At 48.6% G+C, this 17,993-nt stretch carries 18 protein-coding genes; 5 read left to right on the top strand and 13 right to left on the bottom strand.

Translation table 11 applies throughout. From position 1 onward, the window contains the following. Positions 1-175 precede the first annotated feature (175 nt). The 4 genes from H6A34_RS09805 to H6A34_RS09790 all read left to right on the top strand — a co-directional run bounded on the left by H6A34_RS09805 (position 176) and on the right by H6A34_RS09790 (position 4,330). Entirely contained in the window at positions 176-958 is a 783-nt protein-coding gene (locus H6A34_RS09805; RefSeq protein WP_021949323.1) for a prephenate dehydrogenase, read from the top strand. Positions 959-1,183: 225 nt separating this feature from the next. After that, a complete protein-coding gene (locus H6A34_RS09800) occupies positions 1,184-2,128 on the top strand; it encodes an endonuclease/exonuclease/phosphatase family protein (protein ID WP_205105278.1) in 945 nt (314 codons plus the stop codon). Positions 2,129-2,248: 120 nt separating this feature from the next. Further along, positions 2,249-2,638, top strand: a complete 390-nt coding sequence (locus tag H6A34_RS09795; protein ID WP_205105277.1) for a rhodanese-like domain-containing protein — start codon at positions 2,249-2,251, stop codon at positions 2,636-2,638. A 189-nt stretch (positions 2,639-2,827) separates the two neighbouring features. Further along, the gene (locus tag H6A34_RS09790) at positions 2,828-4,330 is read left to right on the top strand and encodes an HNH endonuclease signature motif containing protein (RefSeq protein WP_205105275.1); all 1,503 of its coding nucleotides are present in this window, start codon (positions 2,828-2,830) and stop codon (positions 4,328-4,330) included. Between the two features lie 114 nt (positions 4,331-4,444). Here the strand turns inward: H6A34_RS09790 and H6A34_RS09785 are convergent, their stop codons facing one another. The 13 genes from H6A34_RS09785 to H6A34_RS09725 form a co-directional block, all read right to left on the bottom strand. After that, positions 4,445-5,227 (bottom strand): SDR family NAD(P)-dependent oxidoreductase, encoded by a 783-nt coding sequence (locus tag H6A34_RS09785; RefSeq protein WP_205105268.1) that lies wholly within the window; start codon positions 5,225-5,227, stop codon positions 4,445-4,447. 155 nt (positions 5,228-5,382) lie between these two features. Next, positions 5,383-6,474: a UDP-N-acetyl glucosamine 2-epimerase gene (locus H6A34_RS09780; RefSeq protein ID WP_205105256.1), complete on the bottom strand. Its 1,092-nt coding sequence runs from the start codon at positions 6,472-6,474 to the stop codon at positions 5,383-5,385. A 153-nt stretch (positions 6,475-6,627) separates the two neighbouring features. Further along, complete coding sequence (locus tag H6A34_RS09775) at positions 6,628-7,581, bottom strand: SPFH domain-containing protein (RefSeq protein WP_021949329.1); 954 nt, start codon at positions 7,579-7,581, stop codon at positions 6,628-6,630. Positions 7,582-7,741: 160 nt separating this feature from the next. Beyond that, positions 7,742-8,191 (bottom strand): NfeD family protein, encoded by a 450-nt coding sequence (locus tag H6A34_RS09770; RefSeq protein ID WP_021949330.1) that lies wholly within the window; start codon positions 8,189-8,191, stop codon positions 7,742-7,744. A gap of 179 nt (positions 8,192-8,370) precedes the next feature. Continuing rightward, positions 8,371-9,261, bottom strand: a complete 891-nt coding sequence (locus H6A34_RS09765; RefSeq protein WP_021949331.1) for a hypothetical protein — start codon at positions 9,259-9,261, stop codon at positions 8,371-8,373. Positions 9,262-9,348: 87 nt separating this feature from the next. Then, positions 9,349-10,476 (bottom strand): porin, encoded by a 1,128-nt coding sequence (locus tag H6A34_RS09760; protein ID WP_021949332.1) that lies wholly within the window; start codon positions 10,474-10,476, stop codon positions 9,349-9,351. Positions 10,477-10,480: 4 nt separating this feature from the next. Continuing rightward, entirely contained in the window at positions 10,481-11,674 is a 1,194-nt protein-coding gene (locus tag H6A34_RS09755) for an electron transfer flavoprotein subunit alpha/FixB family protein (RefSeq protein WP_205105254.1), read from the bottom strand. Positions 11,675-12,038: 364 nt separating this feature from the next. Next, a complete protein-coding gene (locus H6A34_RS09750) occupies positions 12,039-12,806 on the bottom strand; it encodes an electron transfer flavoprotein subunit beta/FixA family protein (RefSeq protein ID WP_205105252.1) in 768 nt (255 codons plus the stop codon). A 40-nt stretch (positions 12,807-12,846) separates the two neighbouring features. Continuing rightward, positions 12,847-14,076 carry an NAD(P)/FAD-dependent oxidoreductase gene (locus H6A34_RS09745; RefSeq protein WP_205105250.1) on the bottom strand — a complete coding sequence of 410 codons (1,230 nt, stop codon included), beginning with the start codon at positions 14,074-14,076 and terminating at the stop codon, positions 12,847-12,849. A 10-nt stretch (positions 14,077-14,086) separates the two neighbouring features. Further along, on the bottom strand, positions 14,087-15,409 hold the full coding sequence (locus tag H6A34_RS09740) for a DUF5690 family protein (RefSeq protein WP_205105248.1): 1,323 nt from the start codon (positions 15,407-15,409) through the stop codon (positions 14,087-14,089). Between the two features lie 303 nt (positions 15,410-15,712). After that, positions 15,713-16,075 carry a DUF2023 family protein gene (locus tag H6A34_RS09735; protein ID WP_205105246.1) on the bottom strand — a complete coding sequence of 121 codons (363 nt, stop codon included), beginning with the start codon at positions 16,073-16,075 and terminating at the stop codon, positions 15,713-15,715. A 121-nt stretch (positions 16,076-16,196) separates the two neighbouring features. After that, a complete protein-coding gene (locus tag H6A34_RS09730; RefSeq protein ID WP_205105230.1) occupies positions 16,197-16,700 on the bottom strand; it encodes a flavodoxin in 504 nt (167 codons plus the stop codon). 173 nt (positions 16,701-16,873) lie between these two features. Next, a complete protein-coding gene (locus H6A34_RS09725; protein WP_021949340.1) occupies positions 16,874-17,236 on the bottom strand; it encodes a hypothetical protein in 363 nt (120 codons plus the stop codon). A gap of 458 nt (positions 17,237-17,694) precedes the next feature. Here H6A34_RS09725 and H6A34_RS09720 point away from each other — a divergent pair. After that, on the top strand, positions 17,695-17,993 hold a 299-nt coding region (locus H6A34_RS09720), incomplete at its 3' end, for a transposase (RefSeq protein WP_205102961.1).

Genomic DNA, 17,993 nt, shown 5'->3' with positions numbered 1-17,993 from the left:
ATCTTGCCTGCTCCTAAAACTAAAATTCGCATGATATTTTTATGAATTTATAGAATTTAAAGAAGTTATAGAAGTTAAAGCCGAATGCCGTATTGCTTAACCTTGAAAAGGTAACGGCTATAACTTCTTCTAACTTCTATAACTTCTTTAAATTCTATAAATTCATAAAAATATCATGCGAATTTTAGTTTTAGGAGCAGGCAAGATGGGCAGCTTTTTCCTCGACCTGCTCAGCTTCGAGCACGAGACGGCTGTGTACGAGAAGAATTCCGAGAGGTTGAGGTTTACTTTCAACACCCTGCGTTTCACGTCGTTGGAAGAGATTGAGGACTTCAAACCCGAGCTGGTTATCAACGCCGTAACCGTAAAATACACGATACCGGCGTTCAGGGAGGTAATGCCCCACCTGCCCGAAGACTGCATTATAAGCGACATTGCGTCGGTAAAGACCGGCCTGAAGGAGTTTTACACCGAGTGCGGACACCGCTACGTGTCCACTCACCCGATGTTCGGCCCCACCTTTGCGAACCTCAACCAGCTGAGCCAGGAGAACGCCATCGTGATAAGCGAGGGCGACTACATGGGCAGAATCTTCTTCAAGGACCTTTACCAAAGACTCGGACTGAGCATATACGAGTACACTTTCGAGGAGCACGACAAGACAGTAGCCTACTCGTTGAGCATTCCTTTCGTCAGCACGTTCGTCTTCGCAGCGGTCATGAAACACCAGGACGCACCTGGAACTACGTTCAAACGCCACATGAACATAGCCCGCGGAGTGCTCAGCGAAGATGATTACCTGTTGCAGGAGGTTCTCTTCAACCCCCACACTTCGGAACAAGTAGAGCACATCAGGACAGAGCTTAAAGACCTGCTCGGCATAATCGAGCGCAAGGACGAGGAAGGAATGAAGGCCTATCTTGAGAAAATCAGGGCGAACGTGAAGGCAAATTCATAATTAATAATGAATGTTCGCAAAGCTCACATTCATCAGTAGTTAAAGGAGTTAAAGTAGTTATCGCTCCCTGCGGTCGCTAAGGAGTTAAAGACATTTGCCTTGTCAATTAATGCGTATCTGACGACTGCAAGACAATAACGGACATTCATTTAATTAATACACCACAAGTCAAAATCATCCGCAAACCAATTTTTCATTTTTAATTATTCATTTTTCATTTAACAAATGTTCTTTTCGCTTCTCCTTACCTCGCTCCTCACGCTCGTGGAGCTGAACTGCGAGAACCTGTTTGACTACCGACACGACAGTCTGAAGCAGGACTTCGAGTTCACGCCCGACGGCGACCGCCGCTGGACACGCACTAAATATTGGACAAAACTGAACAATACGGCGAAGAGCATCATATCGTGCGGCGACGCCGACGGCGACTGGCAGGTGCCTGACTTGGTGGCACTGTGCGAGGTGGAGAACGACTCTGTAATGCACGACCTTACGAAACGGTCGTTGCTGAGGAACGCCAACTACGAATACATCATGACCGACTCGCCCGACGAGCGCGGCATAGACGTAGCCTTACTCTACCATCCCGGCTCGTTCGCCCCGGTAAACCATCATGCGCTACGCATAAAACCAGCCGACGGAATGCGCCCGACGCGCGACATCCTGTATGTCTCCGGGCGCATAATCACTGGCGATACACTCCACATATTCGTGGTACATGCCCCAAGCCGTTACGGCGGAGAGCGGCACACAAGACCGCACCGCAAGCTCGTGGCCGACCGCCTTTGCTCGGCCATCGACTCCTTGCGTTCAGTTTGCCAAGAGCCGAAAATAATCATTGCGGGCGACTTCAACGACTACGCTGACAGTCCGGCAATCATGCAAATATGCTCGAAAGGCATGACCAACATATCCGCCAAAGCTACGGGCGGCAACGGAGCCGAGGGCACTTATAAATATAAAGGTCGTTGGAAAAGCCTCGACCAGATAATGATAAGCGCCGCAATGGAGGATAAACTGGAGTCGTGCAGGGTTAACGATGCCCCGTTCATGCTCGAAAATGACGACAAGTACGGCGGCATGCAGCCCCTGCGCACCTACCGCGCGTGGCGATACCGCAAGGGGTACAGCGACCATCTGCCTCTTGTGGCAAGGTTCAGACTACGGTGATATACGTGTTTCGTCTATGTGAAAAATGGCGAAAAACATGTTACATCTTACCGTCTTTTACTTAAAAGACGTATCTTTGCATAAATAAATTCAGGCAAGACACAAACATTTATGCAAATTATGAATAAGCTTATACTATCTGCAATGACTCTTTTCGGCAGTTGCCTATGCAGCTGCGGACAACAAGACTTCAAGACAGTTGACGCCGACGAGTTCGAGAAAGCCGTCTCGACGGACACCGTTCAGCTGGTGGACGTGCGCACGGCGGATGAGTTCAATGAGGGTCATATCGCCTCTCCGAACATCAAGAACATCGACGTAAAACAGGCAGACTTCATCCAGCGTGCTGACAGTGAACTTGACAAAGGCAAGACAGTTGCCGTATATTGCCGTAGCGGGAAGCGCAGCGCTGACGCCGCAGGACAACTGACTGATATAGGTTTTAAGGTAATCAACCTTGACGGAGGCATTCTCGAATGGCAAAAACGGGGCAAAGCCACTGCCCGATAAGCCATCAGTCAAAAAGCACTTTGAGACATACTGACGGACAGGATACGATATACCGTTTTCCAATATGCCGTCTTTCGCATTCCAAAAAGCCATCTTTTACCACCACAAAGGCCGTCTTTTACAAGCCCAAACACGGTCTTTTATAAAGCAATGAATATCAATATGTTACACTAACGAATAAAAACGACTATGGAAAGAAACTTACACAAAAGAATAATTGCGCTCAACACGCTGGTTATCTTGGCGTTACAGATGTTTGCGCAAGGATTGGAGTACTACAAAAACGCTGACGGAAAGAAAGAGCGTGAATTGAAAACAGCACTCGCGCAAATCATAAACAATCACACGCAATTAACCTACAACGGCCTATGGCAGGCATATTATACCACCGATGTCAAAGATGGTAAAATATGGGATATGTACTCAAACACTACCAGCTATACACCGGGTACAGACCAGGTGGGACAAAACGGAAATCAAGGAAGTAAGGAAGGAGACGGATATAACCGTGAACACTCTATGCCGAAAAGCTGGTTTAACGATGAATATCCTATGTATACCGACCTTGTACACGTAATCCCGACCGACGGATGGGTGAACAGCGGTCGTGGAAACAACCCTTTCGGAGAGACCTCCAATCCCAGCAACCAGTCAAGTGGCGGATTCAGTAAATGGGGGCCGTCGTCTATCAGCGGCTACACAGGTACCGTGTTCGAGCCAAACGACGAATACAAGGGTGACTTTGCACGCATTTACTTCTACATGGTAACGTGTTATGAAGATAAGGTTTCCACTTGGAAGAGTGACATGTTGGCAAATAATGCATATCCGGCATTCACTGAATGGGCACAAGACATGCTACTTCGCTGGGCAAATGAAGACCCTGTAAGCCAAAAAGAGATTGACCGCAACGAAGCCGTATATAAATTACAGGGCAACCGAAACCCGTATGTAGACTATCCAGGGCTGGAACAATACGTGTGGGGAGAATACACCGACAAAACTTTCAGCTATGCAAACTACGAAAAGCCGGATATTCCGACAGATCCTGAAGATCCGCCCGTAGGAGACAACAGGACATTCACGAAAGTAACATCAGAAAATCAACTTAGCCCGGAATACACTTACCTTATAGTATATGAAAGCGGCGCTAAAGCTATCGGAGCCACCGAAAGAACATACAGAAGCTCAATAGATGTGACACTTTCAGGCAACACCGTAACCACCGATGTAAACGGAAACGGACAGCCACGTGCATTTATTCTCGGAGGAAGCAACGGAGCATACACGTTGTATGATAACGTAGAAGAAGTTTATCTCGCACTCAACAGCAGCGACAATGCCCTGCACGGAAACGCCACTGCCACAACCGACAACGAGAAATGGAACATAACAATTAGCGACAATACATCAATACAAAACAACGCTTACCCTGAAAGGTATATCAATTGCAACCCAAGCGCAAACCGCTTCGCATGCTATAGGACAAATAGCAACCAACAGCCCGTAGCCTTATATAGAAGTACTATGACAACAGGCATTGTGAATATCACGCCTGACAACAGTACAAAAGTTGACGTTTATACCATCACAGGTATGAAAATACGCTCACAAGTGGAACGCAACGACGCCATAAACGGTTTGAGTAAAGGTATTTATATCATAGGAAATAAAAAATATCTTGTCAAATAAGATACATACAAACAACTGTTTTTACAAAGAAAACGGCCATCACCTTAATTGGTGATGGCCGTTTAATCTTCAACAAAATCATGATTTTCTGCCGCTATTATCACGACATTAATACTATGATAGAGTTTCTTTTCTATTCACATCCCTGTCTATCACTGTGCCGTTTGCCTGGTGGGTGGCCAGCACGAGAACCTCGGCTATCTGCACATGTTCGGGTGCATTGGCGGCATAAAGAGTGACGTCGGCAATGTCGTCGCCCGTCAAAGGCTGTATTCCTTTATACACATTGTCGGCACGTTCGTTGTCGCCATGGAAACGAACTACGCTGAAATTGGTCTCTACCAATCCTGGCTTGACGTTCGTGACACGCACTGCCGTGTGCGCAACGTCAATGCGCAAGCCGTCAGTAATGGCCTTCACGGCAGCTTTAGTTGCACAATAAACATTGCCTCCGGCGTATGCCGCATCACCGGCTACCGACCCTATGTTGATTACATGTCCCCTATTACGCTCCACCATACGCGGAACGATAAGGCGAGTCATCGTAAGCAACCCCTTGATATTGGTGTCAATCATAGTCTCCCAATCATCCATGTCGCCCTCGTACTCCTTCTCAAGACCGAGCGCAAGGCCTGCGTTGTTAATCAACACGTCGATAACCGCCCACTTGCCCTGCAACGACTCTACGGCCGATGTTGCCGCCTTGCGGTCGCGCACGTCAAACACTAACGGCAAAACATCCGCACCGCGCAGCCTTGCCTGCTCCTCCACAGCTTTCAGCTTCTCAACATTACGCCCCGTAAGGATAAGGTCGTAGCCCCCTTCGGCAAACTTTCTGGCGCAGGCTTCGCCTATTCCGCTCGTCGCGCCGGTAATCAATGCTATTTTTCTTTCCATGTTTTTGGGTTTTATGAAAATGTTGTTAGAGCTAAATAAATAAGGGAATTAAAAGGAATTGAAGACAATAGCTTAATCTGTTTCTATGGCCGTACATAATGAAAGCATTTGCCCTTAACCCCCTTTTAACTCCCTTAACTTCTTTAACCCTCTACCTATTTTATATCAAAAAGTATCTGCAATATCCGCTCCGCGGTGCGTCCGTCCCAACGGTCGGGCAATGAGCATTGCTTCCACCGCCCCATAACCATGTCACTTACGGCGTCGGCCAGCTTTCCTGCATCTTCGCCAACAAGCACGTTTGAGCCGCATTTCACGGTTTCAATATGCTCGGTATAACTGTTTAGGGTAATACACGGCACGCCATTGAATGTCGCCTCCTCGGCAACATTGCCCGAGTCAGTCACTATTCCTTTAGCATTGGCCGTCAGATATCCGAATTCAAGATATGAAAGAGGCTTGACGATGATAAAATTATCGAAGTCCTTTACAAGCGGTAACACCACTTCCTCCGCCCCGTTACGCAAAGGAGCTATTATCTTTACATCTCCTGCCGCACGGCATAATGACGTAAGCATACGCCCAAGATTGTCGCGGTCAGCCAACAATGCCTTACGGTTAAGCGTGAAAACGATGTAATCGTGTTCTTTCAACTGCAAAGTATCAAACAACGACGGACGTACAAGCCGTGAGCGGTTGAAACGCAGCGTATCCATCAAAATGTTGCCAACCATGTACACATTGGCCAACTCCGCCCCTTCACGAGTGGCCGTGCTTGTGCTTCCAATGCCTGCCGTGAAAAGCAAGTCGGAAAGCCCGTCTATGACAAGACGGTTGATTTCTTTCGGCATATTGATGTCGAAAGACCTCGTGCCGGCAACAAGATGCGCCAGCGTCAACCCATGTTTCTTAGCCACAATGGCAACAGCCATCGTCGAAGCAAGGTCATCAACAACGATAACAACATCTATCCGGTTTGCGTCGAGATACTTCTCAAACTCCGACATTACCCTACCAGTAAGCTCATTGAGGTTTACACAGTCTACACCAAGACAAACATCAGGGTGCGGAATGCCCAAATCCTCGAACAAAGACGACTCTAACGTCGGGTCGTTTTCTGCACCGGTATATACCAAATGGTAATCAACGGCGCGTCCTTCAGCCTTAGCCTTAATGATAATACGCACAAGAGGAGCCACCTTAATGAAATTAGGGCGCGCTCCCGCAACAATACAAATATTCAACATTACAATATATTTTTGGTTTACGAGCAGACAAGCAACGAGTAGACAAGGTGATCTGCTTTTATTATTTGTTACCTACAAATCATACCTTGCTTACTCGTTTATTTAGCCAAATCCACTTGTCAGCTTGTTGACTTGTCACTTGTCCGCTTAAAGTCATTCACCTTTAAACAGCTCCTTTATACCGCCAATACTGCCCATAAGATTCGTGGCTTCGTATGGCAGGTAAACAGTCTTGGTCTTGTCACCCGTAGCTAGTTCCTCAAGCATTTGTATATACTTCTGGGCCAAGAGGTAATTCGCCGGATTGGTACTCTTGCCCACAGCCTCTGTTATCTTCTCAATAGCTATCGCTTCGGCCTCAGCCTTACGTATACGGGCCTGCGCCTCACCCTCCGCATTCAGTATAGCCATCTGCTTATCAGCCTCAGCCTTGTTTATTATTGCTGTTTTCTCGCCTTCCGACTTAAGTATGGCAGCGGCTTTCTCACCTTCACTTGTGAGTATGGTGGCACGCTTGTTACGCTCGGCCTGCATCTGTTTCTCCATTGCCTGAAGCACACTTTCGGGCGGGGTTATGTCCTGAAGCTCAACACGGTTTACCTTAATACCCCACTTGTTAGTAGCATCATCTAACACGGCGCGCAATTTCGTATTAATAGTATCACGCGAAGTCAATGTCTGGTCAAGCTCAAGTTCTCCAATGATGTTACGCAGCGTTGTCTGCGTCAGTTTCTCTATGGCATTCGGGAGGTTACTGATTTCATACACAGCCTTGAACGGATCGACTATCTGAAAGTACAACAGGGCGTTTATCTGGGTCTGAACGTTATCCTTGGTGATAACATTCTGCTTGTCAAAGTCATATACCTGCTCGCGTAAGTCGATTGAGTCTGTATATACATAGCGGCCACGCCGTATTGCAACAATCTCTTTTGCACGGTCGATAAACGGAATTATGATGTTTATTCCCGGCTTCAATGTCGCATAATACTTACCAAGACGCTCGATAATTTTCGTCTCAGACTGTGGTATTATGACAAGACTTTTCTTCAATAACACGATTGCACAAATTACAAGCGCAATCAAAACGTAAACGATGATGTTCATATTTTATACGGTTTTAAGGTTTTACGGTTATGTGGTTTTGAGGTTTTACGATTTTAAGGTTATAAGGCTCGGTTGTGAGACTTTATGTTTTTTACTTGAGAAAGCGTTTCCCATCACTACCGTATCACCACATAACCGTACAATCGCATAACCTAAAAATTCATGCCTTTTCCACTGTTATTATTATACTTTCACGGCCTACCACGCGCACGTTCTGCCCCATAGGTACATACGTTCCATCTGAAGACACTGCTTTCCAATCGTCACCGTCAATGGCTACACGGCCATAACCGCCCTGCTCTATAGCCTCACTGACACGTCCGATGCGTCCAATCAACGCGTCTGCGTTACTCAACCGTTCCTTCTTTCGCCCATGCAGGCGCCTTACAAGTGATGGTCTTACAAACAAAAGCGACAATACCGAAGCGACGACGAACACGGCCAACTGACCGTAAAAGCCGAGACCGAAAGCAGACAACACAGCTGTAACCAATGCTCCGATTGAAAAACAAAGGATGAAAAGGTCACCTGACGTAAGCTCTAAAATAAGGCAAACAACAGTAACAAGCACCCAAAGTTGCCACAAATTGGCCGCAAAATAATCTATCATGGCTTTTCCGTTTTATTTATTTGCGAAGATAACGATTTTTATCCGTAAACACAAGAAATAACGGAAATATTTTTTTGAAGGTGAGAGGGTGAAAAAGTGAGAAGGTGAGAAACTTGTAGAAGTACTTTGTCACAAATCTTCATTTTCTCACCTTCTCACTTTTTCACCCTTTCGCCTTCTCACGTTCTGTCAAGGATTTCCTTCTCGCGAAGCAAGTCCTCAACACCTTTACCTGGCGAGGTAAATATCATGCTTCTCACAACGTCTCCCTTTTTGCAGGTATAGTCGTAATAAGCCTTCAGGTCACCGTCCAGCTTTCCGTTGTCTATCAGCCTTGCCTCAAGTCCCGAAAAATCTTCAAACGGAATTTCATCGCCTTCGCGTACAAGGATGATACGCCGCGCCACGGGATTACAATTATAATCATGGCTAAGGCATATACCTTTTATATAATGCGGAAAACTCATCACCGGCAACCGCAGACACACGGTCTTTAAGGCAAACTGCATGTTCCTTCGCTCATTGAACAACATGTATCCTGCCTGGAATGGAGAGAACAATCCGATACCTTCAATACTTTTCCCGTCAATTGTACGACAATATACATGCTGCGCCGAGTCATCCTCTGCCGCCGACGTTATCATGTACGGTTCAGCCTTCATGCATCCTGAATGGAACGAAAAGCTGTAACCTGTATAAAGCCCCGCGTAAACTCTCGACTCACAAAGATACCTGCCGGCCGCCGCACCTATATCACCGAGCAACGTGCCCTCACCGTCACGAGGCCTCGCTATCGACGAAGACAACCCGCACACATATGCATACAAATCATCGACACATCCCTCCAGCCTGCGTCTTGACACGTTGGTAACCTTCTTAAGGGCGTCGTCAAGGGCATTGTCGGGCGCAATGCCCTCGGCCAGCATAGCCGTATAATCCGGAAGTACAGACGAATATATGGAAGAAAGCACGCTCGACGGTATGTCGGCCGACGTTGCGATGTCTTTCATCTTGACGCCTTCCGCCCGAAGCTTCTTCAACTGTTCGTAGAGCTTTTCCAGTTTATCCATATCCAGCCCATGTTTTTTTCGATGCACAAATATACGGATTTAACAGCAAATACGAAACAGGAAGAAGAGGTTTTTCAATCCTTTTTATCAAAAAATGTATTGTATTCGTGCCTGCGCAAGGAAGAAATCCTTATCATAGAAGCTGTTACAATGGTCGCCTTTCCATACATAACTGCCGTTAAGTTTCAGTCCGAGATATTGATTGAGATACCAGTTTACGCCGAGTGAGACATCCTTCTCCTCTCCACCTAATATTCCGCTGTCACGGTCATTCATATCCGTATAGTTGAAACGGGCCACAAGTTCTACAGCCTTCGGCGACGACGGACGTCCCGGAATGCCGTACATGGCGTCATACTCGAAGCCTTCACCCTTTACAAGATAGCTTCCCTGCACGTATCCACCATGCGTCTTATAAGCCTTAAGGCCGTCGGTCCTGTTCATACGGTCGATAAAATACTCGCCCTGCAGCAACACTTTACGCGACGTGTAGAGAGCTTCAACCAGCCCTTTCACCTCGCTGCCCATGTTACTGACCTCTGCCTCGAGCAGAGAAGCGGGAAACATTGATGTCACCCCGGCGCTCGTCATCGTACCTACGGGCGCTTCCTTGTTTACATCCTTGGTTCGATAAGAGAATGCCGCGCCGACATGTATGAGCCGTCCGCTACGCTTATCATGGTTGCGCCATACCGCACGCGACGTGGAAACGAGCGAATTCTTCTTGTCGTCGCCTAATTTGTTGATGTCGTTGTTGGTATATACTCCCGTAGCGAGATACCAATGGTCTGAATGGAAATGATATGTTAGACCGAGCTTGCGGCTGTTGGTAAAGGCCAGGCATGACGCGGCAGACTGGTTGAAGCGCATGTCGGCGGTACTTATGAGCATATCCATGGAGAAGGGTTCGTAACCGTTACCGAACGACAATACGCCATGCTTGAAATGATAATTGAGCAGAAGGTCCTTTACGGCTACCTTGCCGCCGCCAAGACCGATGTCGGCCTTAAGTTCAAAGCGTCCGTACGTAGCCTTGAAACCTACACGGAAATCCTCAAGGCGGTAGTACCCCTGTACATCCTCCTTGCCGTATCCTGACGCCGTGGCGTCAAGCAGGGCACGTGAACGGAACTTCACTTTCAGTGTATCCGCGGCCGAGGCCTTGACGCCTAAAGCCAGCATAAATGCCATAACAACGTATCCTAATGTGCGCATAACCCTAAAACCTGATATTAGTCAATACCGGCAGCGCCTCTTCGGCTGTTGCCACCCATCCATAGTCGGCCATGCTGAATATTGGCGCGTTTCTGTCGGGGTTTACCGCTATAATTTTTTTCGCTCCCGTAATAGCCGCCGTATGCTGTATCTGCCCGCTGATTCCCACGGCAATGTACAAGTCGGGCGAGATTGTCTGCCCTGTCTGGCCTACCTGCCGTGAAGCATCGACAAGCCCGCACTCGACAGCCGCGCGTGAACCGGCCACCGCAGCGCCCACGCTTTCAGCCCAAGTGCTTATGGCGTCAACGGTTTCATGGCTCTTCACTCCGCGCCCTATGCCCACTACAATACGGCTGTCGGCCAGATTATTGCCGCAAACGGCCTTGACTGTCTCGCCAAGCAGGCTTATGCGTTCGTCCTGCCTCATTGTCGAAATGTCATGCCTTACCGTCTCTCCGCTCCTGCTGCCGTCACGCGCAGGCGCCTTCATCACGCCCGGATGTACCGAAGCCATCTGCGGACGGTGGTCAGGAGTTACGATTGTGGCCATCAGATTACCTCCGAAAGCAGGACGTATCTGGCGCAGCAGGCCCGTCTCCGTATCGATGTCAAGGTCTGTACAGTCGGCCGTAAGCCCCGTATGCAGCATTGAGGCGAGACGTGCCGACAAGCCACGGCCTTTTACCGTGGCGCCGACAAGCAGTATCGCTGGACGCAGGCTGCGCACAACATCGGCAACGGCCGTGGCGTGATTCTCCTCGATATACGACGAAAGGGCCTCTGACTCAAGCAGATGAACACGCCCGGCGCCATAGGCTATCAGTTCATCGGCCAACGGAGCCACGCCGTAACCTGCCAATATAGCCTCAACATGCTGGCCCGACTTGGCCGAAAGCTCCGCCGCCTTGCCGAGCAGCTCGAACGTTACGGGCGCTATTCCGCCGTGGGCAGTCTCGGCAAGAACGAATATTCCGCTTGCGTCGGCCGCCTCGTGCACGTCCTGTCCGTCGGCCATGCTCCACGCGCCAACGGGACATTCGCTTACACACGTGCCGCACAGACGGCATGCATATGGGTCAACCTCAGGCCAGTCGCCCATCGTTATCGCCCCGAAAGTACACCCTTCGGCACACACTCCGCAACCTGTGCAGAGGTCTTTATCCAATTGCAACGCAAAATTATATGTCTTGTCCATTTCTTTTATTTATCTTTTCAAATAAAAACTACAATATTTTTTATAAATGAATAACCGTTCCACATAGTGCCACCGGCATATTGTCCGGAAAGCACGAGCATAAAATTTATCACTTTTCAGCCACATTTCATTATGAAATATCACCCGTAACAGAATATACAGAACGAACTGTAATGCGTCAAAGCACTTTTGCTTACAATGTAAAAGGCGGCTTTTTAGGCTCCCAAAGACGGCCTTTAGCGACACTAAAGACGGTCTTCCGCACGCCTAAAGACGGCTCTTTGCATCACCGTAAAGCGCCCATGCATACACTGTCGGGCCGCGGCGCAACATCCGGCAGACACAGAACGATTATCACATAACGCTATTTTGCGGCACAGCAGGCCATCGCCTGCACGAAATCTTCGCAACTACCAATCCATCTCGTGTTCTTCTTATTGCGGATAACCGAGGTGGAAACGACCTTCGTAGGCGATGCTTTCAGGCCAACATCAGCGGGCGACAAGTCTATATCGGCCTCGCTCCAGCGTGTTATCTCCTGGCGTTGCGCACGCCGCCAGCCGGCAAGCGTAGGCGGAGCCACAGTAAATTCCTTGCTTGCCATGAGCGCGCACGGTGTCGACACACGCAAACGCTGCACGGTTTCGCCGTTTTCCCTGGTTACGGTTATGCTATCCTTGTCGACACTGTCTATCTCCACGATATGTGTCAGCTGAGGTATTCCAAGCTGGGCGGCTACCTCCGGACCAACCTGCGCCGTATCGCCGTCAACGGCCATGCGTCCAAAGAACAGCATGTCGAAACCTATCTTGCGGGCAACAGCGGCCAAAGCCATACTTGTACACAACGTATCGCTGCCGGCAAAAGCAGGAGACGAAAGCAGCACGGCACGGTCGGCGCCCAGTTGCAGCGCCTCACGCAATACGTCTACGGCCTTATCAGGGCCCATACTTACGGCAACCACCTCTGCGCCGGTATCCCGCTTCATGTCGAGTGCTGCCTGCAGGGCGCACAAGTCATCAGGATTGGTACGGCTCATGGCCGAAGCCCGCTTCAGAGTCTTCGTCACCGGATCAATGTCTACCTTGGTAGACTGCGGTACTTGCTTAAGAAATACTATATATCTATCCATTTTTTACCTTTTTACTTTTTCACCCTTTTACCTTTTAACATTATCCTCCTTTTTTGTTCGAGCGTGCGTCGGCGCAACGTTTCTGGAACTCCGGGGCAAACGGGTCTACCTCCCCGAAGCGCATCGGGTCGAACAGCGCCGCATCAACAAAAGTCTCCTCGCCCGTGATAAGCTCCGCAGCAAGGCGTCCCATGCCGCCGCCGCAAGCCACTCCGCCGCCGCAACAGCCCGTAACGGTGTACAGTCCGACGTATTGGGGCAGCGCACCGATTACGAATTTGGCGTCGGGCACATAGCATGAAGGCCCCGACATGTAGTGCGCAATGGGCAGAGTGTCGATGTCTTTAAGATATGCCTTGAGCAACGGAGCACACTCGTCGAGCACAGTCCACTTGGCAGCCTGGTTGAAATCGAAATCCTCCAGCTTGTCGGTTAGTGTAGAAGGGTCGAACGCCTGGCACTGGCTCTCACGCAGTCCGATTATCAGCGCGCCAACGTCAGAACGCGTGAAGGCTCGCGCATCGGGTATTACCGTGAAAGGATGGTTCACCGGAAAGCGCTCTGCATCCGTCGAAGTAATCCAGAAATGGCTCCTTACCGGCGTGAAAGGCAAGCCAATATGCAACGGCCTCATCAGCAGGTTAGCCCACGCTCCGGCGGCGTTGACTACGACGGCTGAGCTTATCTCTATACCGTCTTGCAGCCTTACGCCCGTTATACGGTCGCCTTCGGCGGTTATTCCTGCAACCTTACAGTTAGGTTTCAGCATCACTCCGAGCTGCGAGGCAGCATGAGCATATCCCTGACAAAGCGAGGCTGAATCAATAAAAGCGTCAGTCGGCATGTATGAAGCCGCACCTACTGCATCAGCCTCAATCCACGGCAGCAACTCCTTCAGCCGCTTATGGTCAATACGCTCGTTAGGAATACCGAAGCGTGTGGCAGCCGCCTCAAGTTCTTCAAGCCCTTTGAGAGACGCATCTGACGACGCCGTGGTTATGCTTCCGCACATTTGCAGGCCGAGTTCTTCGCCCGTCATGGCCTCTATCTCCTCTATGCAGTCATACGTTTCCTGCACTATCTCCATCAGTCCGGGCTTTGTCCTCGCCCTTGTCAATAGGCAGGCGGCGCGCGACGAGGCCTGCGACGCTATGTCATTACCGTCGAGCAGGAGTATCGAACCTGCCTTACGCTTTGCCAGCTGGTATGCCGTAGCACAACCTAACAGGCCTCCTCCCACTATAACTATATCGTAACTTAACTTTTCCATCTTGCAGAAATCAGATTGTATTATATTGAAGATTCATGAAAACGTTTGCTTCCTCCTGTTTCTGCCGGTCGCGCCGGCCATGCATGTAACGCTTGTAAATCAGCACGGCTGCCACAGAGAAAAGGACGGTGCATGCCGCTCCGACAAAACATGCCATGTGATTGAACAAGGCAAACCAATCCGTCTTTATGTCAAGCGACTCCTTGGTAAACAGCAATGTCACGGTGCCGATATAACCGATAAAGTCAATCAGGGCGATAAAGAAACCTACATTACCCTTTATTCTGAAGCATGCAATGAAACGGTCAAAGAAGATTGTCTGGAACGTAAGATAAGCGATATACAGCGAAAGGCTTATGATAAACAACCATGTTACCGGCTGGAGGTCAAGCGTTGCATAGTTGAACGATACGTAAGTAAGCGTCAGACATCCTGCAAGAACAAGTGCCATGAGGCCCATTATGGCCTTGATGTTGCTGCGGAAGAAAATGAACAGGGCGAAGATTCCGAGTATCACAAGGGTCACGACAGTATCAACGCGGGCGAACATCCATGACGACTGGCCGCTCATATCAAGTATGTTGACAAGGAAGTCTTCCTTGATGTCGCGCAATACAAGCAGCATGAAGTTGCCGATAAAAAGCAGTGTGAGTATCGGGGCATACTTTATGAACAACGCCTTACGCCCCTTTCCGTCAAGGGTTACACGCTCGTTGCGCAGCGCGATGTCCTCGGCTGTCGGCCGTGGCAGGCGTTTCAACATATAACCCATGAACACCAGCACGGGCAACGCACATCCGCCAATGACAGCAGGCATCCAGAATTGGTCTATATGGAGGTCGTTCATGGCAAAAAGGCCGAAACTCTTGGCAAAGCCCGAGCTGAAAACCATGCTCACTCCGAGCAGACTTGCAAGGATGTCAGTAACCTTGCGCCCCTCGATAAAGCTGAAAATCACTCCCCACATACATCCAAGCGACAAACCGTTGACGAACATCGCAATGACGTTGTAAGGCATCGGAAGCATGCCGAAACCAACCAAAGCTACCTCGGCAAGCACTGCCGAAGCAACGAAAAAGCGAAAACGGTTCTCACGCTTCAACTCTGAAATAATCTTGATACCGAAGAACTTTGATATGACATATCCTAAAATCTGGATTGTCGTGACAGCTACTTTGTAGTCTGAACCGAAGAACTCAAGTCCTTCAAAAGCCGCAGCGGTGTAAGGTTTGCGCAATGCGTAAACCAACGAATAGGAAAGCAGCGCAGCGCCGCCTGCCCAAAGGATGAGCAGCAGGTCGGAAACGTGCTTGGTCTTGTTAATTTGTTTCATGTCGATAATTCATTTTTTTGATTTCGACTGCAAAATTATCGCCTTACAATTGCTCAAAAAATGAATTTTCCATGTATTATTCCGACACAAAAACCAGCAAAAAATTAATTAATGTTTATGTTGCAAGCTTGAAATATCTACGCAACAACAAAAACACATTTGTAACACTTTAAACACCCCGGAAACAATATATGGCCGACTTCACAGCCGGCCATACATTAGTTATACAAAAACATTATGAATTTTATTTAGCGAACAAGATTCTTAAAAAAGTTTATCATCATTCATGAATTACATATCCACTCACTGGGCCTGTTTGCACTCACGGCATTTACGCTCACAGTACCTCTCGCATTGTGCGCAGATGTCATATCCGAGCATTGCGCCGAGAATGAAGTCCTCTTCAGGCGAAAGCATGTTGAGAGGACGGGTCAACATCAGGCGTACGGCGTCAAGACACTCGGGCCTACCGAAAAAAAGGTTCATGCGGTCATTGCCAACCGGCGTTATGATGTAGCTGATGTTCTGGCGCCTGAGACGCCCTACGGCATATTCCTCATACTTCTTGTTGAACGTGAACAGCACCATACGGCGCACTCCTTTCTTGTATTCGTATATGTGGTTCATCAGCACCTTCATGTCCGGCGGCAATATCTCGGTCTGCATACGCTAATGTTTTTACGTGGTTAATATTAACATGTAATGCGGAATATGTCCCGCAAGGTTGCGGGGTCATGGGGCGGCAGGCTTCCTGGCCGCCCCCAATCGCCCAAGTGTTAACCTTTAATTAAAGAAAGCTTTTTATTTCCTCAACCCAAGCGTCAATACGCCCGTCGGTCTTGTCGTCCTCGTTCACGTCGTCAAGAGCAAGCCCTACGAACTTTCCGTCAATGACGGCCGCCGAATCGTCGTACGTATATCCGTCTGTAGAAACTTGCCCTACGAACTTTGCCCCGCTATCTTTCAGCCCGTCGTATATCTCTGCCATGGCCGCGCAGAACGTGTCTCCGTACGACTCACAGTCGCCACAACCGAAAAGGGCTATCGTCTTTCCCGAGAGGTCGGCTCCCTTGAGTTTCTCCAATCCGTCGTACCAGTCGTCCTGAAGCTCACCTGCTCCCCATGTGGAAGTACCCAACAGAAGGTTGCGGTAAGCGCCAACAGTATCGGCCGTGATGTTTGCCACGTCATAGACATCTGCCTGTCCCACACCCAATTTGCCTGCTATCTTCTCTGCGATGGCCTGGCATGTTCCCGTAGAGGAACCATAGATTATACACGTCTTATCCATATTTGTCTGTCTTTACGTTATTCATTGTTTTACGTTTGCAAAGATAGACCAAATCAACCTACGGCGCAATACCTAAAAATAGGGTTTCTGCAAATACCTAAAAATGATTATGCCGCATACGAAAAAAGCCGTACACCATTGCAGGTGTACGGCCTCTTGATATAAGATAAAATTTACTTTTCCAAACCACGGTTGGTGAACGTAGCGTTCAGCAACATAAGATACTTGCGGTACTGGTCGTTAGTAAGAACGTAACGCATGTACTTAAGGTCTTTCTCGATTGCCTTCTGGACCATGCCTTTGCGCTCGTCAGCATTTGCTGCGGCTGCGTTCATCATGTCTGCACAGAATGACTTGTGGATGTCCTGTACAGCCTCGGCCTGGTCGATTGACAGACCTAAGCAGTTGGCAAGCTTGTCGTAGTTTACAGACATGTTGTAAGCGCTTGCGTTCTCAGTACTGTTCAACTTCTCGTTCTCCGCAAATGTCATAGTCATGCTGAGCACGGCTACAACGGTTAAAAACAATCTTTTCATAATCCTTAAAATTTTCTTTTTACCTTGGGCGTCGATTTACTTCTCACGAATAATCTCTGCCCGTTATCCTTTTAATTATCTCTTTTTGTCTTTCGACGGTGCAAATATACGACCATTTTTGTTTTCCGCAAACAGAAATGTCAGACTGTTTGCGTTAACAGCTTACTTTTTTGACCTATATCAAATATACTATGACAAATTAGGGCTTTTTCCTCCGTCATGCTACAAATATGTTACGAGCATGCTACATACAACGACATATTGTCATGTTACACCCCCTATGACGGTCATTATATATAATTAATGTGCCGATAGATACCCATCGGCGCAACCTGTCATGCCTCTACGCCACGCCTGTGGCGTACTTCCCATCAGCGCTTCGCAACCGACTGTATATCAGACTGTCTTGTCCTGGCAAAAGTTGACACATTTATGAACAATAAAAAATGTGTAAAACAATGCGAAAGAATCCAACAAAGTACAGCGAGGAGTTCAAATTGAGCGTCCTTCGTGACTATTACTCGTCAGGCATGAGCAAGCGCAAGTGTGCAAAGAAGTATGGCCTGTGTAATCCGACGTTATTGTCGTCATGGCAGTCAAAATATGGTGAGAAAACCTTATCTTTGCCGTCGGAAGAAGAATACGACGACATGGCAAGACGCAGCAAGGAGGAATACAGGGATGAGAACGCGGCCCTGCGCAAGCGCGTGCGCGAGTTGGAGAAGGCGCTTGCGTACTCGCGTTTGGAGACGGAGGC

Source organism: Marseilla massiliensis (genome assembly GCF_016899855.1).
Classification (GTDB): Bacteria; Bacteroidota; Bacteroidia; order Bacteroidales; family Bacteroidaceae; genus Prevotella.
Note: the sequence above shows the minus strand (reverse complement) of the source record. Positions and strands in the feature narration are given on the sequence as shown.